Origin of the sequence: Pantoea agglomerans (assembly GCF_020149765.1) — a bacterium.
Classification (GTDB): Bacteria; Pseudomonadota; Gammaproteobacteria; order Enterobacterales; family Enterobacteriaceae; genus Pantoea; species Pantoea alvi.
Genome location: NZ_CP083809.1, coordinates 288,697 through 312,686, shown reverse-complemented (window position 1 = coordinate 312,686; position 23,990 = coordinate 288,697). Strand labels below are relative to the sequence as shown.

At 60.5% G+C, this 23,990-nt stretch carries 25 protein-coding genes; 10 read left to right on the top strand and 15 right to left on the bottom strand.

Annotated elements, in window-relative coordinates; all coding sequences use genetic code 11:
- Nucleotides 1-67 precede the first annotated feature (67 nt).
- Genes tauD through tauA form a run of 4 tightly spaced genes read right to left on the bottom strand, consistent with a single transcriptional unit; the run spans nucleotide 68 to nucleotide 3,487 of the window.
- Nucleotides 68-907 (bottom strand): taurine dioxygenase, encoded by an 840-nt coding sequence (gene tauD, locus LB453_RS03865; protein WP_103796378.1) that lies wholly within the window; start codon nucleotides 905-907, stop codon nucleotides 68-70.
- Nucleotides 904-1,731 carry a taurine ABC transporter permease TauC gene (gene tauC / locus LB453_RS03860; protein WP_103796377.1) on the bottom strand — a complete coding sequence of 276 codons (828 nt, stop codon included), beginning with the start codon at nucleotides 1,729-1,731 and terminating at the stop codon, nucleotides 904-906. Before tauC ends, tauD begins: the two co-directional genes overlap by 4 nt.
- On the bottom strand, nucleotides 1,728-2,495 hold the full coding sequence (tauB, locus tag LB453_RS03855; protein ID WP_224481600.1) for a taurine ABC transporter ATP-binding subunit: 768 nt from the start codon (nucleotides 2,493-2,495) through the stop codon (nucleotides 1,728-1,730). Before tauB ends, tauC begins: the two co-directional genes overlap by 4 nt.
- Nucleotides 2,496-2,506: 11 nt before the next feature.
- Entirely contained in the window at nucleotides 2,507-3,487 is a 981-nt protein-coding gene (tauA, locus tag LB453_RS03850) for a taurine ABC transporter substrate-binding protein (RefSeq protein ID WP_199187330.1), read from the bottom strand.
- Nucleotides 3,488-3,724: 237 nt separating this feature from the next.
- Between tauA and LB453_RS03845 the strand changes: the two genes are divergently transcribed.
- Nucleotides 3,725-4,705, top strand: coding sequence for a LacI family DNA-binding transcriptional regulator (locus LB453_RS03845; protein WP_103796374.1), 981 nt, complete (start codon nucleotides 3,725-3,727; stop codon nucleotides 4,703-4,705).
- A gap of 1 nt (nucleotide 4,706) precedes the next feature.
- Here the strand turns inward: LB453_RS03845 and LB453_RS03840 are convergent, their stop codons facing one another.
- On the bottom strand, nucleotides 4,707-5,309 hold the full coding sequence (locus LB453_RS03840) for a LysE family translocator (protein WP_103796373.1): 603 nt from the start codon (nucleotides 5,307-5,309) through the stop codon (nucleotides 4,707-4,709).
- A 58-nt stretch (nucleotides 5,310-5,367) separates the two neighbouring features.
- On the opposite strand from LB453_RS03840, the gene LB453_RS03835 reads away from it, so the two are divergent.
- From LB453_RS03835 to LB453_RS03825, 3 genes are all read left to right on the top strand, one after another.
- Nucleotides 5,368-6,384 carry a hydrolase gene (locus LB453_RS03835; protein ID WP_103796372.1) on the top strand — a complete coding sequence of 339 codons (1,017 nt, stop codon included), beginning with the start codon at nucleotides 5,368-5,370 and terminating at the stop codon, nucleotides 6,382-6,384.
- Complete coding sequence (locus LB453_RS03830) at nucleotides 6,381-6,599, top strand: YheU family protein (protein ID WP_033753035.1); 219 nt, start codon at nucleotides 6,381-6,383, stop codon at nucleotides 6,597-6,599. The genes LB453_RS03835 and LB453_RS03830 overlap by 4 nt, the downstream gene beginning before the upstream one ends.
- A gap of 61 nt (nucleotides 6,600-6,660) precedes the next feature.
- Nucleotides 6,661-7,530 (top strand): phosphoribulokinase, encoded by an 870-nt coding sequence (locus tag LB453_RS03825; RefSeq protein ID WP_103796371.1) that lies wholly within the window; start codon nucleotides 6,661-6,663, stop codon nucleotides 7,528-7,530.
- Nucleotides 7,531-7,755: 225 nt separating this feature from the next.
- Here the strand turns inward: LB453_RS03825 and LB453_RS03820 are convergent, their stop codons facing one another.
- On the bottom strand, nucleotides 7,756-8,160 hold the full coding sequence (locus LB453_RS03820) for an OsmC family protein (RefSeq protein WP_103796370.1): 405 nt from the start codon (nucleotides 8,158-8,160) through the stop codon (nucleotides 7,756-7,758).
- A gap of 301 nt (nucleotides 8,161-8,461) precedes the next feature.
- Between LB453_RS03820 and crp the strand changes: the two genes are divergently transcribed.
- Together crp and LB453_RS03810 are read left to right on the top strand one after the other, a co-directional pair.
- Complete coding sequence (gene crp / locus LB453_RS03815; RefSeq protein ID WP_224481599.1) at nucleotides 8,462-9,094, top strand: cAMP-activated global transcriptional regulator CRP; 633 nt, start codon at nucleotides 8,462-8,464, stop codon at nucleotides 9,092-9,094.
- A 58-nt stretch (nucleotides 9,095-9,152) separates the two neighbouring features.
- Nucleotides 9,153-11,228: a YccS/YhfK family putative transporter gene (locus tag LB453_RS03810; protein ID WP_103796368.1), complete on the top strand. Its 2,076-nt coding sequence runs from the start codon at nucleotides 9,153-9,155 to the stop codon at nucleotides 11,226-11,228.
- On the opposite strand, the gene LB453_RS03805 is transcribed toward LB453_RS03810, so the two are convergent.
- The 5 genes from LB453_RS03805 to ppiA form a co-directional block, all read right to left on the bottom strand.
- Nucleotides 11,229-12,449, bottom strand: a complete 1,221-nt coding sequence (locus tag LB453_RS03805; RefSeq protein WP_103796367.1) for an aspartate aminotransferase family protein — start codon at nucleotides 12,447-12,449, stop codon at nucleotides 11,229-11,231.
- A gap of 88 nt (nucleotides 12,450-12,537) precedes the next feature.
- Entirely contained in the window at nucleotides 12,538-13,113 is a 576-nt protein-coding gene (locus tag LB453_RS03800; protein WP_103796366.1) for an aminodeoxychorismate synthase component II, read from the bottom strand.
- 41 nt (nucleotides 13,114-13,154) lie between these two features.
- Entirely contained in the window at nucleotides 13,155-13,751 is a 597-nt protein-coding gene (locus LB453_RS03795) for a putative adenosine monophosphate-protein transferase Fic (protein ID WP_103796365.1), read from the bottom strand.
- A complete protein-coding gene (locus LB453_RS03790; protein ID WP_033753059.1) occupies nucleotides 13,738-13,920 on the bottom strand; it encodes a YhfG family protein in 183 nt (60 codons plus the stop codon). Before LB453_RS03790 ends, LB453_RS03795 begins: the two co-directional genes overlap by 14 nt.
- A gap of 112 nt (nucleotides 13,921-14,032) precedes the next feature.
- Nucleotides 14,033-14,605, bottom strand: a complete 573-nt coding sequence (gene ppiA, locus LB453_RS03785) for a peptidylprolyl isomerase A (RefSeq protein WP_103796364.1) — start codon at nucleotides 14,603-14,605, stop codon at nucleotides 14,033-14,035.
- A 262-nt stretch (nucleotides 14,606-14,867) separates the two neighbouring features.
- On the opposite strand from ppiA, the gene tsgA reads away from it, so the two are divergent.
- The 4 genes from tsgA (at nucleotide 14,868) to cysG (ending at nucleotide 20,573) form a co-directional block, all read left to right on the top strand.
- Nucleotides 14,868-16,046 carry an MFS transporter TsgA gene (gene tsgA / locus LB453_RS03780; protein ID WP_103796363.1) on the top strand — a complete coding sequence of 393 codons (1,179 nt, stop codon included), beginning with the start codon at nucleotides 14,868-14,870 and terminating at the stop codon, nucleotides 16,044-16,046.
- Nucleotides 16,047-16,259: 213 nt separating this feature from the next.
- Nucleotides 16,260-18,800 carry a nitrite reductase large subunit NirB gene (nirB, locus tag LB453_RS03775; protein ID WP_103796362.1) on the top strand — a complete coding sequence of 847 codons (2,541 nt, stop codon included), beginning with the start codon at nucleotides 16,260-16,262 and terminating at the stop codon, nucleotides 18,798-18,800.
- Complete coding sequence (gene nirD / locus LB453_RS03770) at nucleotides 18,797-19,123, top strand: nitrite reductase small subunit NirD (protein ID WP_103796361.1); 327 nt, start codon at nucleotides 18,797-18,799, stop codon at nucleotides 19,121-19,123. Before nirB ends, nirD begins: the two co-directional genes overlap by 4 nt.
- An 85-nt stretch (nucleotides 19,124-19,208) precedes the next feature.
- Nucleotides 19,209-20,573: a siroheme synthase CysG gene (cysG, locus tag LB453_RS03765; protein WP_103796360.1), complete on the top strand. Its 1,365-nt coding sequence runs from the start codon at nucleotides 19,209-19,211 to the stop codon at nucleotides 20,571-20,573.
- Between the two features lie 123 nt (nucleotides 20,574-20,696).
- Here the strand turns inward: cysG and trpS are convergent, their stop codons facing one another.
- The 4 genes from trpS to dam all read right to left on the bottom strand — a co-directional run bounded on the left by trpS (nucleotide 20,697) and on the right by dam (nucleotide 23,942).
- On the bottom strand, nucleotides 20,697-21,701 hold the full coding sequence (gene trpS / locus LB453_RS03760) for a tryptophan--tRNA ligase (protein WP_103796359.1): 1,005 nt from the start codon (nucleotides 21,699-21,701) through the stop codon (nucleotides 20,697-20,699).
- A gap of 13 nt (nucleotides 21,702-21,714) precedes the next feature.
- Nucleotides 21,715-22,395: a phosphoglycolate phosphatase gene (locus tag LB453_RS03755; protein ID WP_103796358.1), complete on the bottom strand. Its 681-nt coding sequence runs from the start codon at nucleotides 22,393-22,395 to the stop codon at nucleotides 21,715-21,717.
- Nucleotides 22,379-23,062, bottom strand: a complete 684-nt coding sequence (gene rpe, locus LB453_RS03750) for a ribulose-phosphate 3-epimerase (RefSeq protein WP_103796357.1) — start codon at nucleotides 23,060-23,062, stop codon at nucleotides 22,379-22,381. The genes LB453_RS03755 and rpe overlap by 17 nt, the downstream gene beginning before the upstream one ends.
- A 67-nt stretch (nucleotides 23,063-23,129) precedes the next feature.
- The gene (gene dam / locus LB453_RS03745) at nucleotides 23,130-23,942 is read right to left on the bottom strand and encodes an adenine-specific DNA-methyltransferase (protein ID WP_103796402.1); all 813 of its coding nucleotides are present in this window, start codon (nucleotides 23,940-23,942) and stop codon (nucleotides 23,130-23,132) included.
- Nucleotides 23,943-23,990: the final 48 nt, after the last annotated feature.

The following is a 23,990-nucleotide window of genomic DNA, read 5'->3' as shown; positions in this document are numbered from 1 at the left end:
AGCATACTGATGTATGTGAGCATTATGGCGCGGCGCAGCAACGCCGTCGCAGCCCGGTACGGACGTTTTAAAAAGGCCGATCCCCCAGCACCGTCGCCCGGTGCATCACCCGCCTTGCCGGATAATAATCCGCATTCGCATAGTGCTGCGTCACGCGGTTATCCCAGATCGCCACGTCGTCTGGCTGCCAGCGCCAGCGCACCTGAAACTCCGGTTTGGTCGCATGGGCATAGAGCAGTTCCAGCAGCGCGTGACTCTCTTTTTCGCTCAGCTCGACAATGCGCGTGGTAAAACCTTCATTCACAAACAGCGCCTTGCGCCCGCTGACCGGATGGGTGCGGATCACCGGATGCTGCACCGGCGGATGCTTCGCCACGGCCTCCTGCCAGCGCTGATGCTCCTCTTCGCTGCGGCGATACTTATACTCCTGGAACGACTTCCTGAAGTCGTGCTCGGCATGTAGCCCATCCAGCAACGTCTTAATCGGGGCGGAGAGGGTTTCATAGGCCGCGATGCCGCTCGCCCAGAGGGTATCGCCGCCTGATTCAGGCAGCAGCTTCGACGCCAGAATCGCCACCGCTGGCGGCGTGTCGATAAAGGTCACGTCGGTGTGCCAGTTGTCGTTGTCCGGCGGATTATCCTGATGGGTATCCAGAACGATGATCTCCTCTACGCCGTCGGCGTGCGGGTAAACCGGATGGATATGCAGGTCGCCGAAGCGCGCCGCCAGCGCGCGCTGCTGGTGCGGGGTCAACTGCTGGTCGCGCAGAAACAGCACCTGATGGCGCAGCAGCGCGTGGTAAAGCTGCTCAAACTGGGCGTCGCTGAGCGGCCGGGTTAAATCAACATTCGTCACCTGCGCGCCGATATAAGGGCCGAGCGCGGTAATGTTCAGCTTTTCGTTCATTGTTGTTCTCCGTTCCAGGGCGTCAACCGACGCTGCAGGGCGCGCAGCCCCAGTTCTAAGGTAAAGGCAATCAGCGCAATCACCGCGATACCCGCCAGCACCACGTCGGTCGCCAGAAACTCACCGGCGGACTGCACCATAAAGCCAAGCCCGCGCGTCGCGGCGATCAGTTCGGCGGCCACCAGCGTCGACCAGCCGACGCCAAGACCGATGCGCAGACCGGTCAGGATCTCCGGCAGCGCGCCAGGCAGGATCACCCAGCGCAGTAGCTGCCATCGGCTGGCGCCCAGCGACTGAGCGGCGCGAATGCGCACCTGCTGCGTATTGCGCACCCCCGCCAGGGTCGAGAGCGTTACCGGCGCAAAAATCGCCAGATAGATCAGCAGGATTTTGGAGGTCTCCCCGATGCCGAACCAGATCACCATCAGCGGCAAATAGGCGAGCGGCGGGACGGGGCGGTAGAGCTCAATCAGCGGGTCGAGCAGGCCGCGCACCGCCGGACTCAGGCCCATCGCGATGCCGACCGGAATGCCGATGGCCGCCGCGGCGAACAGGGCAACCAGCATGCGCGTCAGGCTGGCGGCGAGATGCTGCCACAGCGTGGCGTCCATAAAGCCCTGCGGACTGGCGATCAGCAGCAGCTTGCTCAGCACCTGCTGCGGCGCCGGCAGAAACAGCGGGCTAATCAGACCCAGCGCCGTGATGCTCCACCAGATCAGCAGCAGCAGTGCCAGACTCAGCAGGCTCAGGCTGAACGAGCGGGAAAAAGGCCAGCGCAAGCGCCGACGCGCCACCGTGGTTTTGTCGTTGATCACCGCGCTCATGCAAAGGCCTCCCGCTGCTCGAATACCCGGCTCAGCACATATTCGCGCTGCGCAATAAAAGCGGGATCGGATTTAATGGCGCGGCAGGGTTCGCCGGCGGCAAAACGCTGCCCGAAGTTAAGCTTCAGGCGCTCCAGGATGCGGCCCGGCCCGGGCGAAAGCAGCAGCAGCTCGCTGGCGAGAAACACCGCCTCTTCGATATCGTGCGTGATAAGGAAAATTTGCTTGCCGCTGTCGCGCCACAGCGTCAGCAGCAGCGTCTGCATCTGCTCGCGGGTAAAGGCGTCCAGCGCGCCGAAAGGCTCGTCGAGCAGCAGCAGCTGCGGATCCGCCGCCAGCGCGCGGGCGATGCCGACGCGCTGCCGCTGGCCGCCGGAGAGCTGCCAGATGGGGCGGTTTTCCGCCCCTTCCAGCCCGACCTTTTTAATCAGCCGGCGTGCGATGGCGTTACGTTCGCCGCGCGCCATCCCGGCGAGCTGCAGACCAAAAGCGACGTTGTCCAGCACGTTACGCCACGGCAGCAGCCCCTCATGCTGAAACACCACGCCGCGCTCCGCGCCTGGCCCGCTGATGGTTTTCCCCTCCAGCGTGATGCTGCCGGACTCCACCGGCAAAAAGCCGGCGATCAGGTTAAGCAGCGTGGTTTTGCCGCAGCCCGAGGGACCGAGCGCCACCAGCAGTTCGCCTTTATCGATCTGCAGATTAATATCCTGCAGCGCCGGGCGTCCGTCATAACGGGCGTTGAGGTGAGCGATGCGCAGCATGAGGCTTCTCCTTACTGTTTCGCCAGCGGCTCGACAAAGCGGCTGGTTACGAAGTCGCTGTAGTCAGCATTCGCCTGCGGCACTTTGCCCTGCTCTTTCAGGAAGTGCGCCGTATCGACAATTGCTTTATTTACCGGCTTGCCCAGCTGCTCAATCTGCTGCTGCGCAGTGAGATAGGTATTGCCTTTCACCAGCTCCGGCACCTGCGCTTCCGGCACGCCGCTCAGGCGCGACAGCTTGCTCAGGTTAGCCGGCTGCTTCAGCCAGCCATCCGGGTTATCGATATAGGATTTCTGCGCCTCAAGGGCGCTGCGGGCGAAGGCGGTCACCACGTCAGGATGCGCTTTGGCAAAATCTTTGCGCACCACCCAGACGTCAAGCGTCGGCGAGCCCCACTGTCCGACCTGAGAGGAGTCCGTCAGCACTTTTCCCTCTTTCTCCAGCTGGTTGACGGCGGGCGCCCAGACGTAGGCGCCGTCGATATCACCGCGCTGCCAGGCGGCGATAATCGCGGGCGGCTGCAGGTTCACCAGCTGCACCTCGGTCGGCTTGATCCCCCAGTGCTTCAGCGCTGCCAGCAGGCTGTAGTGGGTGGTGGAAATAAAGGGCACGGCGATGCGCTTGCCAATAAGATCTTTCGGGCCGCTGATGCTTTTCTTCACCACCAGCGCCTCAGAGTTGCCGAGCTGAGAGGCCAGCAGGAACGCCTCGATGGGCAGCTGCTGCGTGGCGGCTACCGCCAGCGGGCTGGAGCCGATATTGCCGATCTGCACATCCCCCGACGCCAGCGCGCGCAGCACGCCTGCCCCGCTGTCAAACTTGCGCCAGTCAACGGTCGCGCCGCTCTCTTTGGCAAAGGTGTTATCCGCCTGCGCCACCTTGGCCGGCTCGGCGGAGGTCTGATACGCCACCGTTACGTTGACGGCCTGCGCCTGAAAAACCAGCAGCGAAAGCGCTGCGGCCAGAAGGGTTAAAGGTGTTTTTACTGCCATGATGTCGCACTCCGCCGGGGTCCTGTGATGGGCGCAGTGTCGCCAGCGACGATGATTTCATAAAGGAATTAAAAATTATTCTTAATAAACAGATGTTCTTAGATCATGATCGGCAAAGCTGATGCGAAATCTGGCATTAGATCCCCGATTATTCAGACAAAATGGCAGGCGCTCACATTGCCGCTGTGCTATTGATAGAGCTCTATTATTAACTGGTGTAAAAAGGGTTGCGGCAACATGTCCATCGAGAAGGTCGCGCTGCTGGCGGGCGTATCAAAAGCAACGGTCTCCCGCGTGCTTAACCAACATCCCGGGGTTAAAGCGGATACGCGCGATCGGGTGCTGGCGGCGATCTCCGCCAGCGAATATCAGCCTAATTTACTGGCGCGCCAGCTGCGTACCGCCCAGAGCAATATGCTGCTGGTGCTGATATCCGATATCACTAACCCCTTCTGCTCGCGCGTGGTGCAGGGCATCGAGGCGGAAGCGGAGGCGCAGGGCTACCATATTCTTCTTTGCAACTCCGCCTCGCAGCTGCGGCGTGATTCCGCCTGGCTTGGGCTGCTGACCGGTAAAGTGGTGGATGGGGTGATCACCATGGATGCGGCGTCCGCGCTAAAGGATATCGCCGCCATTATCGGCGACGCGCCCTGGGTGCAGTGTGCGGAATACGATCCCGCGATACCCGCCTCTTCCGTCGCTATCGATAACCGCGACGCGGCGCAGGAAACGGTGCGCTATCTGGCGGGCAAAGGCCGCCGCCGTATCGGGCTGGTAAACAGCGATATGCGCTACCTCTATTCGCATCAGCGTGAGGCGGGCTATCGCGCAGGGCTGGAGGCGCTGGCGCTGCCGTGGCACGGCGTCGCCTATGCCGAGGAGATTTCATGCGAAGCGGGCAGCCGGGCGCTGCGTCAGCTTTTGCAGCAGCCCGAACCGCCCGACGCGGTGCTGGCGGTCTCGGACGTGCTGGCGGTGGGCGTTATACACGCCGCGCTGGAAGCGGGTCTGCGCGTACCGGAGGATCTTGCGGTGGTGGGCTTTGACGGCATTCCCTTCACCAGCAGCCTGAATCCGCCGCTTACCACCGTCGAACAGCCGATGTATCAGCTTGGCGCGCGCAGCGTTCAGCTTTTGCTGCAGCGCATCCGCCGTCCGGCGTCGCCGGTAACCCATGAGGTGTTGCCGTGGAAGCGCGTCGAGCGCGCCTCCAGCTAGCTCAGCGCCAGATTAGCAGCACGCAGGCGGCGGTCAGCAGCCCCATCGCCAGGTTAAAGAGGGTCCAGGCGCGGCGGCTGCGCAGGATGCGGCCAATCAGCGCGCCAAAGCCGATCCAGATAACCCCCGCCACCAGGTTAACCAGAAACATGCCGAAGCTGATGGCCGTGACCGAGTGCAGGTAGGCGGAGCCGGCGAGGCTGAAGCTCGCAACCGCCCCCAGCGCCATCAGCCAGGCTTTTGGATTGATCAGCTGCAGCAGACCGCCCTGCCAGAACGGCATCGGTTTCGGCGGCGCGTCGCCGCTCTCCAGCTCTTCATAGGCGGCGGTGGCGATTTTCCACGCCAGCCAGAGCAGATAAAGACTGCCGGCGATTTTCAGGATAAGGTGCAGCGCGGGATAGAGCAGGATCAGGCCGCCAACGCCGAACGCCACCATCAGCAGCATCACCTGCATGCCGATCATAATGCCGATCATTAACGGCAGCGTGCGCCAGAAGCCGAAATTGGCGCCGGACGCGGTGAGTAACATATTATTAGGTCCTGGCGTGATGGCGGCCACCCAGAGAAAACCTAACATTGAGAAAAACAGGCTCAGTTCCATGAACGGGCGCTCCTTACCCCCAGATTCGCAACAAGCCTAACGAAGCTAACAGTGTGATATGGATCAGACAAGTGCTGGCGATATGAATTTTACTCCTGACGCATCGACGAGCTTTATGCCGCCGCGCGCCCTGCGCAATCCCCATCTGCAGACGGTGCTGCCGCGGCTGGTGCGTCGCCGCCTGCTGCTGCGTCCGCACTGGCAGCGCCTCGACCTGCCGGACGGCGACTTTGTCGATCTCGCCTGGAGCGAAGATCCGCAGCAGGCGAGCCATAAGCCGCGCGTGGTGTTGTTTCACGGTCTGGAGGGTAACTTCCACAGCCCTTACGCCCACGGGCTGATGCACGCCTGTCAGCGCCACGGCTGGCTCGGCGTGGTGATGCACTTTCGCGGCTGCAGCGGCGAGCCGAATCGCCTGCATCGCATCTATCACTCCGGCGAAACCGAAGACGCCGCCTTTTTTCTGCGCTGGCTGAAAACGCGCTGGGGCGAGGCGCCAACCGCCGCGGTAGGGGTGTCGCTCGGCGGTAATATGCTGGGCTGCCTGCTCGGCGCGCTGGGAGACGACGCGCCGCTCGACGCAGGGGTGATCGTTTCCGCGCCGCTGCTGCTGGAGCCGTGCAGCCTGAAGCTGGAACAGGGCTTCTCACGCTTTTATCAGCGCTATCTGCTCGACCAGCTGAAAAAGAACGCCGAGCGCAAGCTGCGCGCCTGGCCGGGCACGCTGCCGGTAGACCTGCCGCAGCTCAGGGCGCTGCGTCGCCTGCGCGACTTCGACGACGCCATTACCGCTCGCGCCCACGGCTTTCTTGACGCGGCCGACTATTACCGTCGCGCCAGCGCCATGCCGCTGCTGAAAAATGTGCGCAAGCCCTTGCTGATCATTCACGCGAAAGACGATCCTTTTATGACTGACGAGGTGATCCCGCAGGCGGATCAGCTCTCAGCCAGCACGACCTATCAACTCACGCCGCATGGCGGACACGTTGGCTTTGTCGGTGGCACGCTGCGTCAACCGCAGATGTGGCTCGAGCAGCGTGTGCCGCAGTGGCTTACACAGTGGCTCTCATCATGATTATTCCCTGGCAACAGCTCGATCCCGATACCCTTACCAACCTGATTGAAGCCTTTGTGCTGCGCGAAGGCACCGACTACGGCGAGCAGGAGCGCAGCCTGGCGCAAAAGGTGGCCGACGTGCGCCGCCAGCTGGAGCGCGGCGACGTGGTGCTGGTCTGGTCGGAACTGCATGAAACCATCAATATTATGCCGCGCAGCGAATTTCGCGGCTGATGCGCCAACGCACTTTTCGTGTTAACAATGCTCATCGCCCGACTTCACAGGGAGCTTTTTTATGTCAGCACGACACCCGATTATTGCGGTAACCGGCTCAAGCGGCGCCGGCACCACCACCACCAGCCTGGCGTTTCGTAAAATTTTTCAGCAGCTCAATCTGCACGCCGCCGAGCTGGAGGGCGACAGCTTCCACCGCTATACGCGGCCAGAAATGGATATGGCGATCCGTAAGGCGCGCGATTTAGGACGCCATATCAGCTATTTCGGCCCGGAGGCCAACGACTTCGGCCTGCTGGAGCAGACCTTTACCGACTACGGCAACGCGGGCAAAGGGCAGTCGCGCAAATATCTGCACACCTACGACGAAGCCGTGCCCTGGAATCAGGTGCCCGGCACCTTTACGCCCTGGCAGCCGCTGCCGGAAAATACCGACGTGCTGTTTTATGAAGGGCTGCACGGCGGCGTGGTGACGCAGCAGCATAACGTGGCGGAGAAGGTCGACCTGCTGGTGGGCGTGGTGCCGATCGTTAACCTGGAGTGGATCCAGAAGCTGGTGCGCGACACCAGCGAGCGCGGCCACTCACGCGAGGCGGTGATGGACTCGGTGGTGCGCTCGATGGAGGATTACATCAACTTCATTACGCCGCAGTTTTCACGCACCCATATTAACTTCCAGCGCGTGCCGACCGTTGATACTTCAAACCCGTTTGCCGCGCGCGAAATTCCGTCGCTGGATGAGAGCTTCGTGGTTATTCACTTTCGCGGGCTGGAGAATATCGACTTCCCCTATCTGCTGGCGATGCTGCAGGGCTCGTTTATTTCGCATATGAATACGCTGGTGGTGCCGGGCGGCAAGATGGGTCTGGCGATGGAGCTGATTATGGCGCCGCTGGTGCAGCGGCTGATGGAAGGCAAGCAGATCGCCTGACCAGGTCTGGCGCGGTCGCGGGTAGCAAGGCCCGATCGCAAAGACGCAAAAAACGGCCTCCCTGCCAGCTCGGCCCGCGCGTATACGCCCCTCATCCTTGAGGGGCGCCCGTAAACGGGCCAACGCGTTGCGTTGTTCAAAAACGCTCCCGGCGTTTTTGTCCATGGCGCGGGACGCTTTGCTCTTCGGCCCTTGCCACCCGCTCCTTACGTACAGTGCGCTTTTTTACAGCGCGACCACTTCATAGCTATGGGTAATCTCAACGCCCTTGCCCAGCATCAACGCCACCGAACAATATTTTTCCGCCGAGAGATCTACCGCGCGCGCCACGGCTTTATCGCTCAGCGCCTTGCCGGTCACCACAAAATGCAGATTGATATGGGTAAACAGGCGCGGCGCCTCTTCACGACGCTCCGAGGTCAGTTTCACCTCACAGTCCACTACCTCGTTGCGGCCCTTCTGCAATATGGAAACCACATCGATGGCGCTACAGCCGCCCGTCGCCATCAGCACCATTTCCATTGGACTTGGCGCTTTATCGCCGGAGTTACCGTCCATCAGGATCTGATGCCCTGACGCCGACTCGCCGAGAAAGGTTAATCCTTCGATCCACTTCACTCTTGCCTGCATGTTTCCACCTCAAGAATAGCCCTTTTGCCGCCAGAGTACGCGTTCACCTGGCAAACAGCAATCCAGAGTAATCCCCCCTTTGCTGAAGCGAGACAACAGAAGACAGTCGGCAAAAGCTGTGCTACAAACAGTGCTGAAAATAGTTCGTTCTGTTAAGGACGAAGACGGGACACATCAAGCGCCTGGCGCAAAATAAGGCCCGAATAATCTCCTTTAGGGGAAACGCTTAAAGCTTTCATCGCCTTGCAGGGACAAGTTCCCCCCGCGTTTTGGGCACGATTACAACAGAGGATAATAGCGAATGGTTCTCGGCAAACCGCAAACAGACCCTACACTCGAATGGTTCCTGTCCCATTGCCATATTCACAAATATCCATCCAAAAGTACGCTGATTCATCAGGGTGAGAAGGCTGAAACCCTCTACTACATCGTGAAAGGTTCCCTTGCGGTGCTGATCAAAGATGAAGAGGGCAAAGAGATGATCCTCTCTTACCTGAATCAGGGTGATTTTATCGGCGAGCTTGGCCTGTTTGAAGAAGGCCAGGAGCGTAGCGCCTGGGTACGCGCGAAAACCGCGTGCGAAGTAGCGGAAATTTCCTACAAGAAATTCCGTCAGCTTATTCAGGTGAACCCGGATATTTTAATGCGTCTCTCTTCGCAGATGGCGCGCCGTCTGCAGGTTACCTCGGAAAAAGTGGGCAATTTAGCTTTCCTCGACGTGACCGGACGTATTGCACAAACCCTGCTTAACCTGGCGAAGCAGCCAGACGCCATGACGCATCCCGACGGCATGCAAATCAAAATTACTCGTCAGGAAATTGGCCAAATCGTTGGTTGCTCACGCGAAACCGTGGGCCGCATTTTGAAAATGTTGGAAGACCAGAACCTGATTTCCGCACACGGCAAAACCATTGTCGTTTACGGCACCCGCTGATTTCCTCTCACTCACGGCGTGATGTTACCGTCACGCCGTTACTGCCTGTAGTGAAGTGATGTGGCGTCGAATCATCTATCACCCCGAAGTTAACTATGCCCTGCGGCAGACGCTGGTGCTCTGCATTCCGGTGGCGCTCGGCTGGCTGTTCGGCGATCTGCAAAAAGGCCTGCTCTTCTCTCTTGTGCCCGCCTGCTGCAACGTTGCGGGTCTGGATACGCCCCATAAGCGCTTCTTTAAGCGTCTGATCGTTGGCGGCTCGCTGTTCGCCCTCGGCAGCTTTCTGATCCAGCTGTTAACCCTGAAAGGCGTGCCGCTGCCTGTCGTGCTCTTTGCGCTGCCGCTGCTGCTGGGCGTCACCGGCGAAATCAGCCCGCTTCACGGCCGCCTGCTCTCCGGCACGCTGGTGGCGGCTATCTTTACCCTGAGCCTGATTGGCCGCATGCCGATCTACGTGCCCCCGCTGCTCTATATCGGCGGCACGCTCTGGTACGGGCTCTTTAACTGGTTCTGGTTCTGGCTGTGGAAAGAGCAGCCGATGCGCGAAACCCTGAGCCTGATCTACCGCGAACTGGCGGACTACTGCGACGCGAAATATACCCTGCTGACCCAGCTCACCGATCCGGAAAAAGCGCTGCCCCCGCTGCTGGCGCGCCAGCAGAAAGCGGTCGATCTGATCAACACCTGCTATCAGCAGATGCATATGCTCTCCGCCAGCCGCGACAACAGCCATAAGCGGCTGACGCGCGCGTTTCAGGTGGCGCTCGACCTGCAGGAGCATATCTCCGTCAGCCTGCACCAGCCGGAAGAGGTGCAGAAGCTGGTGGAGCGCAGCCATGCGGAAGCGGTGATCCGCTGGAACGCCAAAATTATCTCGGCGCGGCTGCGCGCCCTGGCCGACGCCATCCTTTATCACCAGCTGCCGAGCCGTTTCGATATGGAGAAGCCGCTCGGCGCGCTGGAGAAGATCGCCCGTCAGCACCCCGATAATCCGGTAGGCCACTTCTGCTACTACCACTTCAGCCGCATCGCGCGCGTGCTGCGCACGCAAAAGCCGCTCTATCAGCGCGACCTGATGACCGACCGCCAGCGCCGCCTGCCGCTGCTGCCCGCGCTGCGCAGCTATCTGTCGCTGAAGTCCGCCGCGCTGCGCACCGCCGCGCGCTTCGCCGTGATGCTGATGTTCGGCAGCGCGCTGGCGATGCTGTTCGATATTCCCAAGCCCTACTGGATCCTGATGACCATTATGTTTGTCAGCCAGAACGGCTACAGCGCCACGCGGGTGCGCATCCAGCACCGGGCGCTGGGCACCTTCGCCGGCCTGGTAATCGCCGCCGCCTCGCTGCGCTTCGCGGTGCCGGAATCGCTGGTGCTGCTGTTTATGCTGGCGGTAACGCTGGTTAGCTATCTGGTAACGCGCAAATACTACGGCTGGTCGATGATCGGCTTTACCGTGACGGCGGTCTATTCGCTGCAGCTGCTGTCGCTGAACGGCGCGCAGTTTTTACTGCCGCGCCTGATGGACACGCTGATGGGCTGCCTGATCGCCTTCGGCGGCATGCTGTGGCTGTGGCCGCAGTGGCAAAGCGGACTGCTGCGTCAAAACGCCCACGACGCGCTGGAAGCCTATCAGGATGCGCTACGGATGCTGCTGGGGCCGGAGCAGGAGGCGAAGCAGCTGGCGTATCAGCGTATGCAGGTTAATCAGGCGCACAATGCGTTGTTCAACTCGCTCAATCAGGCGATGCAGGAGCCGGGCTTTAACGCGCAGTACCTGAAAGATATGCGCCTGTGGGTCACGCACAGCCAGTTTATCGTCGAGCATATCAACGCCATGACGATCCTCGCCCGTGAGCACACCATGCTGACGTCGGATCTGGCGCAGCGCTATCTGCAGTCGTGCGAAATCGCGCTGCAACGCTGCCAGCAGCGGCTGGAATATGACGGGCCGGGATCGCAGACCAACGTGATGGCGGGCGTGGAGAACCTGGATGAGGGGCCGACGACGATTCTGGAACAGCATGTGAAGCGCATTCTGGAGCACCTCAACGTTATGCATACCATCTCGTCACTGGCCTGGAGCCAGCGGCCGCACCACGGTCGCTGGCTGATAAGACATTTACGGAAAGGGTAATCAGGCCGACAGCGCGCGCTCTACCGCCCGGGCGAAGCGCGCCATGCCCTCTTCGATATCGGTGGGCTCAATTACCAGCGACGGCGCAAACCGGATCACGTCGGTGCCCGCCACCAGCACCATCAGCCCTTCCGCCGCCGCCGCGTTAAGAATGTCGCGCGCTTTACCGGCGTGCTGCGGCTTCAGCGCCGCGCCAATCAGCAGCCCTTTGCCGCGAATATCTGAGAAGAGATCCCGCTTCGCGTCGAGCGCCTTCAGCGCCGCGACAAACTGCTCGCGCCGCGCCTGAACGCCTTCCAGCACCTCTGGCGTATTGATCACATCCAGCGCCGCTTCCGCGACCGCGCAGGCGAGCGGGTTACCGCCGTAGGTGGTGCCGTGTACCCCCGGCGACATGGTAGAGGCGATATCATGGGTCGTCAGCATGGCGCTGACCGGAAAGCCGCCGCCCAGGGCTTTGGCGGTGGTAAGAATATCTGGCGTCACGCCGTAGTGCTCATAGGCGAACAGCTTGCCGCTGCGCCCCATGCCGCTCTGCACCTCATCCAGCACCAGCAGCGCATTATGCTTATCGCACAGCGCGCGCAGCCCCTGCATAAACTCTGGCGTAGCGGGCATCACGCCGCCCTCGCCCTGAATCGGCTCGACCACGATGGCGCAGGTATGGTCGTCGATAACCGCTTTTACCGCGTCGAGATCGTTAAAGGGAACGTGCACAATATCCGCCGGTTTCGGCCCGAAGCCGTCGGAGTATTTCGGCTGGCCGCCGACGGAAACGGTAAACAGCGTGCGGCCGTGAAAGGCGTTGTGGAAGGCGATGATTTTGCTTTTAAACGGGCTGTGGCGCTGGCAGGCGTAGTAGCGCGCCAGCTTGAAAGCGGCCTCGTTCGCTTCCGCGCCGGAGTTGGCGAAGAAGACGCGATCGGCGAAGGTGGCGTCGATAAGCTTGCTGGCGAGGCGGAGCGCAGGCTCGTTGGTAAAGACGTTGCTCAGATGCCACAGGGTTTCGCCCTGGGTTTTCAGCGCCTCCACCAGCGCCGGATGACAGTGGCCCAGCGCCGTAACGGCGATGCCGCCGGAGAAGTCGATATACTCTCTGCCCTGCTGATCCCAGACGCGGCTGCCCTTGCCTTTGACCGGCACGAACTGCGCGGGTGCATAAACAGGCAAAATGACGTTATCGAACGTTTCCCGCGTTACCGCAATTTTCTCCGCTGCCATCGACGACCACCTTTGATTATTTATTAAGCCACAGTGAAATAATAGTCATAAAATATGCATAATAAATCAGTCAAAGGCAAACATAACTTCAGGATTCAAGAAAATTACGCAGCAGCTGGTGCCCCTGCTCGCTCAGAATGCTTTCCGGATGAAACTGCACGCCCTCCAGCGCCATCTCGCGGTGGCGAAAACCCATAATCTCATCCGGCTCGCCCGCTTTCAGGCTCCAGGCGGTCACTTCGAACTCGTCAGGCAATGAGTCCCACGCCACGATCAGAGAGTGGTAGCGCGTAACGGTCAGCGGATGGTTGAGGTTGCGGAACACGCCGCGCTGATTGTGGGCGATAGCGGAGGTTTTGCCGTGCATCGCCTGACGGGCGCGCACTATCTTCGCGCCGTAGGCCTGGGCGATCGCCTGGTGACCCAGGCAGACGCCGAGCACGGGAATGCGCCCGGCGAAGTGGCGAATCGCCGCCATCGAAATGCCTGACTCGTCAGGGGTGCAGGGCCCCGGCGAAATCACCAGATGCGACAGCGGCAGCGCCGCCATCTCTTCCAGCGTGATGGCGTCGTTGCGAACTACGCGTACCTGCGCGCCAAGCTCGCAGAAGTACTGATAAAGATTCCAGGTAAAGGAGTCATAGTTGTCGATTAGCAGCAGCATAGTCCGTCCTGACTGAGAAAACCGCCGCTATTCTACGCGTTTTACAGGCTGGCGCGACTCACGATGCTGGCGAATACCGCCTCCAGCGGCGCCAGATCGCCATCCGCCCCCGCCTGGTTAGCCTCGTGCCACTGCGCCGGCTCGACGTTCTGCCACGCCAGGAAATAGCCGGCGTGCAGCGCCAGCTGCTCGAAGAAGATGCGCTGGGCGCGCCCGTTACCTTCACGGAACGGATGCAGCATCGCAATTTCGCAGTAGTAGTGCGCGATGCGCGCCACGAAATCCGTCTGCTCCAGGTTGCGCAGCCCCTCTTCCTCTTCCAGCGCGTCCATCAGCGTATTGCCCTCTTTTTCGATGTACTCGAAGTGGCAAAACGGCGTGTCGTCGCGCCAGATATCGATGGTGCGCAGCTCGCCCGCCCAGGCGTAGACATCCTGGAACAGCGTGCGGTGAATATGGCGCAGGAAAGGCAGACCAATGGTGGCCGGGCCCAGCTCCAGCGTGGCAAGGCGCGCGGCGCTGAACGCCAGCTCCGCCTTGCGCAGCTGGGCAGCGTCGTGGATATCCAGACGGTTTTTCAGCACGTCGTCGTTCTGCCACAGATAGGGATCGCGGGCAACGCTGCTATTCGGCGCCATACTGCCTCCTCAGCGAATCGAGCCGCGCTTCGGCCGCGTCAGCCTGTTCATAAGCGCTGGCGGGCTCCGCCAGGGTTAAGCCGTCCAGCCGACAGCTCGCCTGATAGCTGGCGACGCGTCGCTGCTGCCAGAGCGTATTTTTCTGTTTCTCGGTGAGTTTGTTTGCCATGCCGCCTCCTGCTCAGGGTTGTCCACACTCTCGAAAGCTGAGTATAGGAGCAAATTTTTCCTTTGCCGGAGACGGACAAGGCGAGGCCGCCAGAGGATGGCGGCGCTACAGGTCAGGGCAGGACTTTGGCAGAAAGGATAACTACCGGTTTTACCGGCACATTTTGATAGGGGCCGACATCTTTGGTCGGCACCTGAGAAATTTTCTCGGCTACGTCCATGCCTTTCACAATTTTACCAAATACCGCGTAGCCGAAGTCGCGCTGGCCGTGGTCGAGGAAGGCGTTATCGGCGACATTAAGAAAGAACTGGCTGGTGGCGCTGTCTTTATCGGCGGTGCGCGCCATAGAGATGGTGCCGCGCAGGTTACGCAGACCGTTGTCCGCTTCATTCTTGATCGGCGCATTGGTCTGCTTCTGCTGCATATCGGTGGTGAAACCGCCGCCCTGCACCATAAAGCCCGGGATCACGCGATGGAAAATCGTGTTGTTGTAAAAACCGCTGTTAACGTAGTCGACGAAGTTCTTCACCGATACCGGCGCTTTTTGGTTATTCAGTTCGAGTTCGATATTACCGGCAGACGTGGTTAACAGGACGTGCGTATCGCCTTTGGCGGCCAGTGCCGAAGCGGAAACGGAGGAGAGCGCAAACAGGGCGATCGCCGCTGTAAGAGTACGTTTAAGCATGAATGAGTCCTTACCTTGGAGAGCAGCTTTTAACGAGACTGATTGTAAAGAGCATAAAATACAAGAGCCAGCGTTTTACCGTTATTTACGCACGGGTTGCTCAGGCCGCAAGAATGGCTCGCGCAAACGTTTTCGTGATGCAAATCACATTATGAATGAAATATGAAATCGGATTTTCAGTCTTTATTTATTAAGATCACAGTTCCGTTTACACTTTCTGACAGTTTTACGCCGCCCTCTCTGGTTTCCACAGGTTCACAACATGACAAATCGTAATCGTATCGGGCTTACCTGGATAAGCTTTTTCTCGTACGCGCTGACCGGCGCGCTGGTGATCGTTACCGGCATGGTCATGGGCGACATCGCGAAGGATTTCCAGCTGCCGATTGAAAGCATGGGAAATACCTTTACCTTCCTGAACGCCGGTATTCTGGTTTCGGTATTTCTGAACGCCTGGCTGATGGTCATCGTGCCGCTGAAGCGCCAGCTGATTTTCGGCTTTATTCTGATGGTGCTGGCGGTGCTGGGCCTGATGACCAGCCGCGATCTCTCTGTCTTCTCGCTCTGCATGTTCGTGCTGGGCGTGGTCAGCGGCATCACCATGTCGATCGGCACCTTCCTGATCACCCATCTGTATGAAGGCCGCCAGCGCGGCTCGCGCCTGCTGTTTACCGACTCCTTCTTCAGCATGGCCGGCACGCTCTTTCCGGTGCTGGCCGGTATCCTGCTGGCGCGCGCGCTGCCGTGGTACTGGGTCTATGTCTGCATCGGGATTATCTACGTTGCCATTTTCATCCTGACGCTGTGCGTCGAGTTCCCGGTGCTGCGCAAGCCGGAAAACAGCCCGACGGCGGAGAAAGAGAAATGGGGCGTTGGCGTGCTGTTTCTCTCGGTGGCCGCGCTCTGCTATATCCTCGGCCAGCTCGGCTTTATCTCCTGGGTGCCGGAGTATGCGACCAAGACCATGGGCATGGATATCGCCAGCGCAGGCCAGCTGGTCGGCAACTTCTGGACCGCCTATATGATCGGCATGTGGGTCTTCAGCTTCCTGCTGCGCTTCTTCGATCTGCAACGCATCCTGATGGTGCTGGCGGGTCTGGCGACGCTGCTGATGTACTGGTTCGTCAGCGCCACGGACGCCAGCATGCTGCGCTGGGTGATTATGATTCTGGGCTTTAGCTCCAGCGCCATCTACACCACCATTATTACCCTCGGCTCGCTGCAGACCAAAGTCGCCTCGCCCAAGCTGGTGAACTTTATTCTCACCTGCGGCACCGTCGGCACCATGCTGACCTTCGTGGTGACCAGCCCGATCGTGAAGCAGAGCGGCGTTCACGCTGCACTGCTGACGGCGAACGGTCTCTACGCCGTGGTGTTCGTGATGTGCGTGCTGCTGGGCTTTGTCACCCGACATCGCCAGCATGGCCACGTTATGCACTAATGCAACAGGGCGGCTCAGGCCGCCCTCTTCTTTTCCGCCTGCGGAAAATGTGATCCAGCGCTTTTTCTCAGTAAATCAAACAACTTACAAAAAGTGCTTCAGAAACAGCAATATAACTCAAAATAGGTATACAGGAAGGCGCTTGATGTATATCAATATCAGCTAAAAACGGCGCGCTATTGTAGCCTCAATTCCCGCAATCTTGAGGCAAGCATGAGCAAGCACAATGTCGTCGTTATCGGTAACGGCATGGTTGGGCATCGCTTTATTGAGGAACTGATCGACAAAGCCGAACCCGATCGGTTTGCGTTAACCGTCTTCTGTGAAGAGCCCCGCGTCGCCTATGACCGCGTTCACCTTTCCGCTTACTTCTCTCACCATACCGCCGAAGAGCTCTCTCTGGTCCGCGAAGGCTATTACGAAAAACATCAGGTCAACCTGCTGCTGGGCGAGCGCGCCATCACCATCAACCGCGACGAGAAGCTGATCCACTCCAATACCGGCCGCGCGGTAAGTTACGACACGCTGATTTTCGCCACCGGCTCCTATCCCTGGGTCCCGCCGATAGCCGGCGCGGAAGGCGCAGACTGCTTCGTCTATCGCACCATCGAAGATCTTAACGCCATTGAGGCCTGCGCGCGCCGCAGCAAACGCGGCGCGGTAATCGGCGGCGGCCTGCTCGGCCTCGAAGCCGCCGGCGCGCTAAAAAACCTGGGTGTTGAAACCCACGTGATTGAGTTCGCGCCGGTGCTGATGGCGGAGCAGCTCGACGTTCAGGGCGGCGAGCTGCTGCGGCGAAAAATCGAAGAGATGGGCGTGCAGGTGCACACCAGCAAAAATACCCGCCAGATCGTGCATCACGCCGCAGGCGGCAAAACGCTGGAGTTCGCCGATGGCAGCACGCTGGACGTGGACTTTATCGTCTTCTCCACCGGCATTCGTCCGCAGGACAAGCTGGCGAAGCAGTGCGGCCTGGCGCTCGGCCAGCGCGGCGGTATCGCCGTAGACGACCGCTGCCGCACCAGCGATCCGGCGATCTACGCCATCGGCGAGTGCGCCGCCTGGCAGGATCGCGTGTTCGGCCTGGTGGCGCCGGGCTATAAAATGGCGCAGGTCGCAAGTGACGCCTTAACCGGCCGCGACAGCCTCTTCCAGGGCGCCGATATGAGCGCCAAACTCAAGCTGCTGGGCGTGGACGTCGGCGGCATTGGCGACGCGCGCGGCCGTACGCCGGGCGCGCGCAGCTACGTCTGGCTGGATGAAAGCCGCTCCATCTACAAACGCCTGGTCGTCAGCGCCGATGGCAAAACCCTGCTCGGCGCGGTGCTGGTGGGCGATACCAGCGACTACGGCAATCTGCTGCAGCTGGCGCTCAACGCTATCCCGCTGCCGGAAAACCCAGAGGGTCTGATCCTGCCCGCCGGCAGCGGTGAAAAACCGGTAATGGGCGTCGAGTCGCTGCCGGACAGCGCGCAGATCTGCTCCTGCTTCGACGTCAGCAAAGGGGATATCATCAAGGCGGTTCAGGCCGGCTGTCACACCGTCGCTGCGCTCAAGAGCGAAACGCGCGCCGGCACCGGCTGCGGCGGCTGCATTCCGCTGGTCACCCAGGTGCTGAACGCCGAGCTGAGCCGTCAGGGCATTGAGGTCAACAACCATCTCTGCGCCCACTTCCCCTACTCGCGTCAGGAGCTCTATCACCTGATCCGCGTCGAGGAGATTAAAACCTTCGACGCGCTGCTGGCGAAATATGGCACAGGCTACGGCTGCGAAGTCTGCAAACCTACAGTAGCGTCGCTGCTGGCGTCGTGCTGGAACGACTTTGTGCTGGCGCCGCAGCATACGCCGCTGCAGGACAGCAACGACCTCTTCCTGGGCAATATTCAGAAAGACGGTACCTACTCGGTGATCCCGCGCTCGCCCGGCGGTGAGATCACCCCGCAGGGTCTGAAGGTCATTGGCGAGGTCGCCGAACGCTACAGCCTCTACACCAAAATCACCGGCTCTCAGCGCATCGGCCTGTTCGGCGCGCAGAAAGACGATCTGCCCGCTATCTGGTCGCAGCTGATCGCTGCGGGCTTTGAAACCGGCCAGGCCTACGCCAAAGCGCTGCGCATGGCGAAAACCTGCGTCGGCAGCACATGGTGCCGCTACGGCGTCGGCGACAGCCTCGGCTTCGGCATTGCGCTGGAGAATCGCTATAAAGGCATCCGCACGCCGCATAAAATGAAGTTCGGCGTCTCCGGCTGCACGCGCGAATGCGCCGAGGCGCAGGGCAAAGATGTCGGCATTATCGCCACGGAAAAAGGCTGGAACCTCTACGTCTGCGGCAACGGCGGCATGAAGCCGCGCCATGCCGACCTGCTGGCGGCCGACCTCGATAGCGATACGCTCATCGCCTACCTTGACCGCTTTATGATGTTCTATATCCGCACCGGCGATCGGCTGCAGCGCACCTCGCTGTGGCTGGAGAGCCTGGAGGGCGGCATCGACTACCTGCGCAGCGTAATCGTTGACGACAAGCTGGGTATCAACGCCAGACTGGAGGCGGAACTGAGCGAGATCCGCGCCCGCGTGCGCTGCGAGTGGAAAGAGGCGGTGGAGGATCCCACCGTGCAGACGCGCTTCGCCCACTTTATCAACGCGCCGCAGCGCGATCCCAACGTGCAGATGGTCGCCGAGCGCAGCCAGCATCGTCCGGCGCGGCCGGAGGAGCGCATCGCCGTTACCCTGATTGAGGAGAACGAAGTATGAGCCAGTGGACGCCCGTCTGCGATCTGCAGCAGATCCTGCCCGCTACCGGCGTATGCGCGCTGGTGAATAACCAGCAGATCGCCATTTTTCGGCCGTACGATAATAGCGAGCTGTTCGCCATCAGCAATATCGATCCCTTTGCCCAGGCGAGCGTGCTGTCGCGCGGCATTATCGCCGAGCATGAAAACTGCCTCTGGGTCGCCAGCCCGTTGAAGAAGCAGCGTTTTCGCCTCAGCGACGGCTACTGCATGGAGGACGCGTCGCGCTCAGTCGCCGCCTATCCGGTGCGGGTCAACGCGGGCAAGGTCGAGGTTTGCGCCTGACCCCCTTCTCGCCCTGATGCTATGCTACGCCGCCGACGCCCGCGCGTCGGCGGCCAGCCCTCTCCTCTCGCTTTCAGGATGCGCTATGGACTACTTTCCTCTTTTTTGTCGCCTGCAGGGCAAGCGCTGCTTGCTGGTGGGCGGCGGCGATGTCGCCGAACGCAAAGCGCGCCTGCTGCTGGCGGCCGGCGCCGATCTGCATGTCGGCGCACTGCACTTTTCCCCTGCGTTTCAGCAGTGGGCCGATAGCGGCGAGCTGACGCTGATCTCAGGCGCGTTCAACGACGCCTGGCTGGATGCATGCTGGCTGGTGGTCGCCGCCACCGATGACGATGCGGTGAATCAGCAGGTGGCGCAGGCCGCCGAAGCGCGCCGCATTTTCTGTAATCTGGTGGATGCGCCAGAGCAGGCCAGCGCGATTATGCCGTCGATTATCGACCGATCGCCGCTGATGGTGGCGGTCTCTTCCGGCGGCCGCGCGCCGGTGCTGGCGCGTCTGCTGCGCGAAAAAATCGAGGCGATGCTGCCGCAGCATCTTGGCCAGCTGGCGTCGCTGGCGGGCACCCTGCGCGCGCGCGTTAAGCAGCGTTTCGCGTCGATGGCGCAGCGGCGCTTTTTCTGGGAGCGCTTTTTCACCAGCGATCGGCTGGCGCAGACGCTGGCCAACGGCGACGGCGCGCGCGCCGGAGAGCTGGTCGACGCGCTGTTCAGCGAGGCGCTGCCCGCTCAGGGCGAAGTGACGCTGGTGGGTGCCGGGCCGGGCGACGCGGGGCTGCTGACGCTGAAAGGGCTGCAGCAGATCCAGCAGGCGGACGTCATTGTCTATGACCGACTGGTCTCCGGGGAGATCCTGAATCTGGTGCGCCGCGACGCAGAGCGCATTTTCGTCGGCAAGCGCGCCGGACACCACTGTGTGCCGCAGGAGCAGATTAACCAGCTGCTGCTGGAGCAAGCGCAGCGCGGCAAACGCGTGGTGCGACTGAAAGGCGGCGATCCCTTTATCTTTGGCCGCGGCGGCGAGGAGCTGGAGGCGCTGGCGCAGCACCATATTCCCTTTAGCGTGGTGCCGGGCGTCACGGCGGCGTCAGGCTGCTCAGCCTACAGCGGCATTCCGCTGACGCATCGCGATCATGCCCAGAGCGTGCGGCTGGTGACCGGCCATCTGCAGCAGAAGAACGCGCTGGAGTGGGAGAAGCTGGCCGCCGAGCAGCAGACGCTGGTGTTCTATATGGGGCTGTCGCAGGCGCCGCATATTCAGCAGCAGCTGATGCGTCACGGCATGCGCGCGGATATGCCGGTGGCGCTGATTGAGAACGGCACCAGCACGCGGCAGCGCGTGGTGACCGGCACGCTGGATCGGCTCAGCGAGCTGGCGCAGCAGGTAGAGAGCCCGTCGCTGATTATTATCGGCAGCGTGGTAGCGCTGCGCGATCGGCTGCGCTGGTTTTAGGCAGGACGCGGAAACGAATTTAAAACCTGTGAGCTGGCTGAAACAGGGCGCCAGCGCGGATGAGGTGGCTTTACTGCAGAATGAAAAAGCGGGATAGCCTCCCGCTTTGACTTTTTGATCTAATCAGGGCGCGGCAACAAAGCCGATCGCTTCATACACCTTCTTCAGCGTCTCCTGCGCGCGCTCACGCGCTTTCTGCGCGCCGTCGCGCATAACCTGCTCCAGGAAAGCTTCGTCGTTGCGATAGCGATGGTAGCGCTCCTGCAGCTCGGTGAGCATGCCAGATACCGCGTCCGCTACCGCGCCTTTCAGGTGGCCATACATCTTGCCTTCGAACTCCGCTTCCAGCTCGGCGATAGTTTTGCCGGTGACGCCAGACAGGATATCGAGCAGGTTCGACACGCCCGCTTTCTCTTTTACGTCGTAACGCACGACCGGCGGCTCTTCGGAGTCGGTTACGGCGCGTTTAATTTTCTTCACCACCGACTTCGGATCTTCCAGCAGCCCGATGACGTTATTGCGGTTATCGTCCGATTTCGACATCTTGCGCGTCGGCTCCAGCAGCGACATCACGCGCGCACCCGATTTTGGAATAAACGGCTCAGGCACGCGGAAAATATCACCGTAGAGGGCGTTGAAGCGCTGCGCGATATCGCGGCTCAGCTCAAGATGCTGCTTCTGATCTTCCCCTACCGGCACCTGATTGGTCTGGTACAGCAGAATATCCGCCGCCATCAGCACCGGATAATCAAACAGCCCCGCGTTGATGTTCTCTTCGTAGCGCGCCGACTTGTCCTTGAACTGCGTCATGCGGCTCAGCTCGCCGAAGTAGGCGTAACAGTTCAGCACCCAGCTCAGCTGCGCATGTTCCGGCACGTGCGACTGCACGAAAATGGTGCTCTTGCTGGGATCGATGCCGCAGGCGAGATAGAGCGCCAGCGTATCGAGCGTCGCCTTGCGCAGCGCCGCCGGATCCTGACGAACGGTGATCGCGTGCAGATCGACGATGCAGTAAATGCAGTGGAAATCGTCCTGCATCTGCACCCACTGACGCAGCGCACCCATATAGTTGCCAATGGTAAGTTCGCCGGACGGCTGTGCGCCGCTGAAAACAATGGGTTTGCTCATACTTGTGTCCTGATTAGTGCAGCCCGAGAAGGGGCAAAAGTTCATCAAAAGAGTCGAGGGTCAAGTCAGGTTTGCTGTCGGCAATCGGCTCGCCGTAGTTATAGCCATAGGTCATGGCGACGTTCGGCACGCCAGCGGCCTGCGCCGCCTGAATATCGTTGCGTGAATCGCCGACAAACAGCAGCTGGCTCGGCAGCACGCCGAAACGGCCCAGCACCAGAAAAATCGCGGCAGGATGCGGCTTCTTCACGATGACGTCATCGCCGCCGATAATCAGCGTAAACGCCTCGGCGATGCCGAGCGATTCCAGCAGCGGGGCGACGAACGGCGTCGGCTTATTGGTGACGATCGCCAGCGGCAGCCCTTTGGCATGCAGCGCCAGCAGCGTCTCTTTCACCTGCGGGAACAGCGTGCTGCCCGCTTCCACCGTCGCGGCGTAGTGTTTGTCGAACAACGCGCGCGCGTCGCGCTGTTCATCGGGCTGCGGCTCGCGGCCCAGCGCCCAGTTCAGCGCGCGCGACATCATGACGTCCGCGCCGTTGCCGATCCAGGTTGAGACGCGTTCCACGCCCGCTGGCGGCAGCTGCAAATCAGCCAGCGCCAGGTCGATCGCCTGCGCCAGACCGGGCGCGCTGTGTACCAGGGTGCCGTCGAGGTCGAACGCCAGCGCGCGAATATCAGTGAAATGAGCCATTAACCTTCTCCAGTTCGTGACGCATTTCATCAATCACTTTCTTGTAGTCGGGATGGCCGAAAATCGCCGAACCGGCGACGAACATATCTGCACCGGCGGCAGCGATCTGCGCAATGTTGTCGATTTTTACGCCGCCATCCACTTCCAGTCGAATGTTATAGCCGCCCTGATCGATGCGCCTGCGCGCTTCGCGCAGCTTATCCAGCGTGCCGGGAATAAAGGACTGGCCGCCGAAGCCCGGATTCACTGACATGATCAGGATCACGTCGAGCTTATCCATCACATAATCGAGATAGCTCAGCGGCGTCGCGGGGTTGAATACCAGGCCCGCTTTGCAGCCGTGCTCTTTGATCAGCTGCAGCGTGCGATCAACGTGCTGGCTCGCTTCGGGATGAAAAGTGATATAGCTGGCGCCTGCTTTGGCGAAATCCGGGATCAGCGCATCGACCGGCTTAACCATCAGATGCACGTCAATCGGCGCGGTAATGCCGTAGTCGCGCAGCGCTTTCAGCACCATCGGCCCCATCGTCAGATTGGGAACGTAGTGATTGTCCATCACGTCGAAATGCACCACGTCGCCGCCGGCGGCTAACGCTTTTGCGGTATCTTCACCCAGGCGGGCAAAGTCCGCCGAAAGGATTGAAGGGGCCAGCAAATATTGTTTCATCCGATTCTCCCAATGTTGTGCGCCAGCCTTGCTGACTGGCGTAATGCCTGGTCGCGGACGAAACAGACTAGCAGTAAAGTGCCAGCAGTTCGTCGACCTGTGTGCGACCCGTTATGCTTCGGCTGATCGAACGCCGCGCTTTCACCACATGTAATACTGCATCCTGATACCAGAGACGCGTCAGAGCGGTATCGTGATTCGAGATCAAAACCGGTATGCGGCTCTCTATCGCCAGCCGCGACGCCAGCTCCGCCAGATGCTGCTGCTCGCGCAGGCTAAAGCTGTTGGTGTGGTAGGCCGTGAAATTGGCCGTCGCCGACAGCGGCGCGTAGGGTGGATCGCAATAGACCACCGAACCCGCCTGCGCACTGGTCAGGGTAACATCGTACGATTCGCAGACAAAGGTCGCCTTTTGCGCGCGCTCGGCAAACCACAGCAGCTCCGCTTCCGGGAAGTAAGGCTTGCGGTAGCGGCCGAAGGGCACGTTGAACTCGCCGCGCAGGTTATAGCGGCACAAGCCGTTGTAGCCGTGACGGTTCAGATAGAGAAACAGCAGCGCGCGCTCATAGGGATCGCGGCTGGCATTAAAGGCGGTACGGCGCAGGTAGTAGCACTCCGACGTATTGCCCTCCGGCGAAAACAGCCGACGCGCATCCTCGATAAATGCCGCGCTGCGGTGCTTAACGATGTTATAGAGATTGATCAGGTCGCTGTTGATATCCGCCAGATGGTAGCGCTCATAGTCGGTGTTGAGAAACACCGAACCCGCGCCGACAAAAGGCTCAATCAGGCAGTCGCCTTGCGGCAGATGGCGACGGATATCCTCCATCAGGGGATATTTGCCTCCTGCCCATTTCAGGAAAGCGCGATTTTTCTTCATGCTGTCGTGGTTATACATCTTATTGTGGAGCTGTGGCGGACCGACAGC

Bases quoted from the DNA above. Each gene is read 5' to 3' on its own strand.
- tauD (WP_103796378.1), bottom strand. From the start codon at position 907: ATGAACGAAAAGCTGAACATTACCGCGCTCGGCCCTTATATCGGCGCG.
- tauC (WP_103796377.1), bottom strand. From the start codon at position 1,731: ATGAGCGCGGTGATCAACGACAAAACCACGGTGGCGCGTCGGCGCTTG.
- tauB (WP_224481600.1), bottom strand. From the start codon at position 2,495: ATGCTGCGCATCGCTCACCTCAACGCCCGTTATGACGGACGCCCGGCG.
- tauA (WP_199187330.1), bottom strand. From the start codon at position 3,487: ATGGCAGTAAAAACACCTTTAACCCTTCTGGCCGCAGCGCTTTCGCTG.
- LB453_RS03845 (WP_103796374.1), top strand. From the start codon at position 3,725: ATGTCCATCGAGAAGGTCGCGCTGCTGGCGGGCGTATCAAAAGCAACG.
- LB453_RS03840 (WP_103796373.1), bottom strand. From the start codon at position 5,309: ATGGAACTGAGCCTGTTTTTCTCAATGTTAGGTTTTCTCTGGGTGGCC.
- LB453_RS03835 (WP_103796372.1), top strand. From the start codon at position 5,368: ATGGATCAGACAAGTGCTGGCGATATGAATTTTACTCCTGACGCATCG.
- LB453_RS03830 (WP_033753035.1), top strand. From the start codon at position 6,381: ATGATTATTCCCTGGCAACAGCTCGATCCCGATACCCTTACCAACCTG.
- LB453_RS03825 (WP_103796371.1), top strand. From the start codon at position 6,661: ATGTCAGCACGACACCCGATTATTGCGGTAACCGGCTCAAGCGGCGCC.
- LB453_RS03820 (WP_103796370.1), bottom strand. From the start codon at position 8,160: ATGCAGGCAAGAGTGAAGTGGATCGAAGGATTAACCTTTCTCGGCGAG.
- crp (WP_224481599.1), top strand. From the start codon at position 8,462: ATGGTTCTCGGCAAACCGCAAACAGACCCTACACTCGAATGGTTCCTG.
- LB453_RS03810 (WP_103796368.1), top strand. From the start codon at position 9,153: ATGTGGCGTCGAATCATCTATCACCCCGAAGTTAACTATGCCCTGCGG.
- LB453_RS03805 (WP_103796367.1), bottom strand. From the start codon at position 12,449: ATGGCAGCGGAGAAAATTGCGGTAACGCGGGAAACGTTCGATAACGTC.
- LB453_RS03800 (WP_103796366.1), bottom strand. From the start codon at position 13,113: ATGCTGCTGCTAATCGACAACTATGACTCCTTTACCTGGAATCTTTAT.
- LB453_RS03795 (WP_103796365.1), bottom strand. From the start codon at position 13,751: ATGGCGCCGAATAGCAGCGTTGCCCGCGATCCCTATCTGTGGCAGAAC.
- LB453_RS03790 (WP_033753059.1), bottom strand. From the start codon at position 13,920: ATGGCAAACAAACTCACCGAGAAACAGAAAAATACGCTCTGGCAGCAG.
- ppiA (WP_103796364.1), bottom strand. From the start codon at position 14,605: ATGCTTAAACGTACTCTTACAGCGGCGATCGCCCTGTTTGCGCTCTCC.
- tsgA (WP_103796363.1), top strand. From the start codon at position 14,868: ATGACAAATCGTAATCGTATCGGGCTTACCTGGATAAGCTTTTTCTCG.
- nirB (WP_103796362.1), top strand. From the start codon at position 16,260: ATGAGCAAGCACAATGTCGTCGTTATCGGTAACGGCATGGTTGGGCAT.
- nirD (WP_103796361.1), top strand. From the start codon at position 18,797: ATGAGCCAGTGGACGCCCGTCTGCGATCTGCAGCAGATCCTGCCCGCT.
- cysG (WP_103796360.1), top strand. From the start codon at position 19,209: ATGGACTACTTTCCTCTTTTTTGTCGCCTGCAGGGCAAGCGCTGCTTG.
- trpS (WP_103796359.1), bottom strand. From the start codon at position 21,701: ATGAGCAAACCCATTGTTTTCAGCGGCGCACAGCCGTCCGGCGAACTT.
- LB453_RS03755 (WP_103796358.1), bottom strand. From the start codon at position 22,395: ATGGCTCATTTCACTGATATTCGCGCGCTGGCGTTCGACCTCGACGGC.
- rpe (WP_103796357.1), bottom strand. From the start codon at position 23,062: ATGAAACAATATTTGCTGGCCCCTTCAATCCTTTCGGCGGACTTTGCC.
- dam (WP_103796402.1), bottom strand. From the start codon at position 23,942: ATGAAGAAAAATCGCGCTTTCCTGAAATGGGCAGGAGGCAAATATCCC.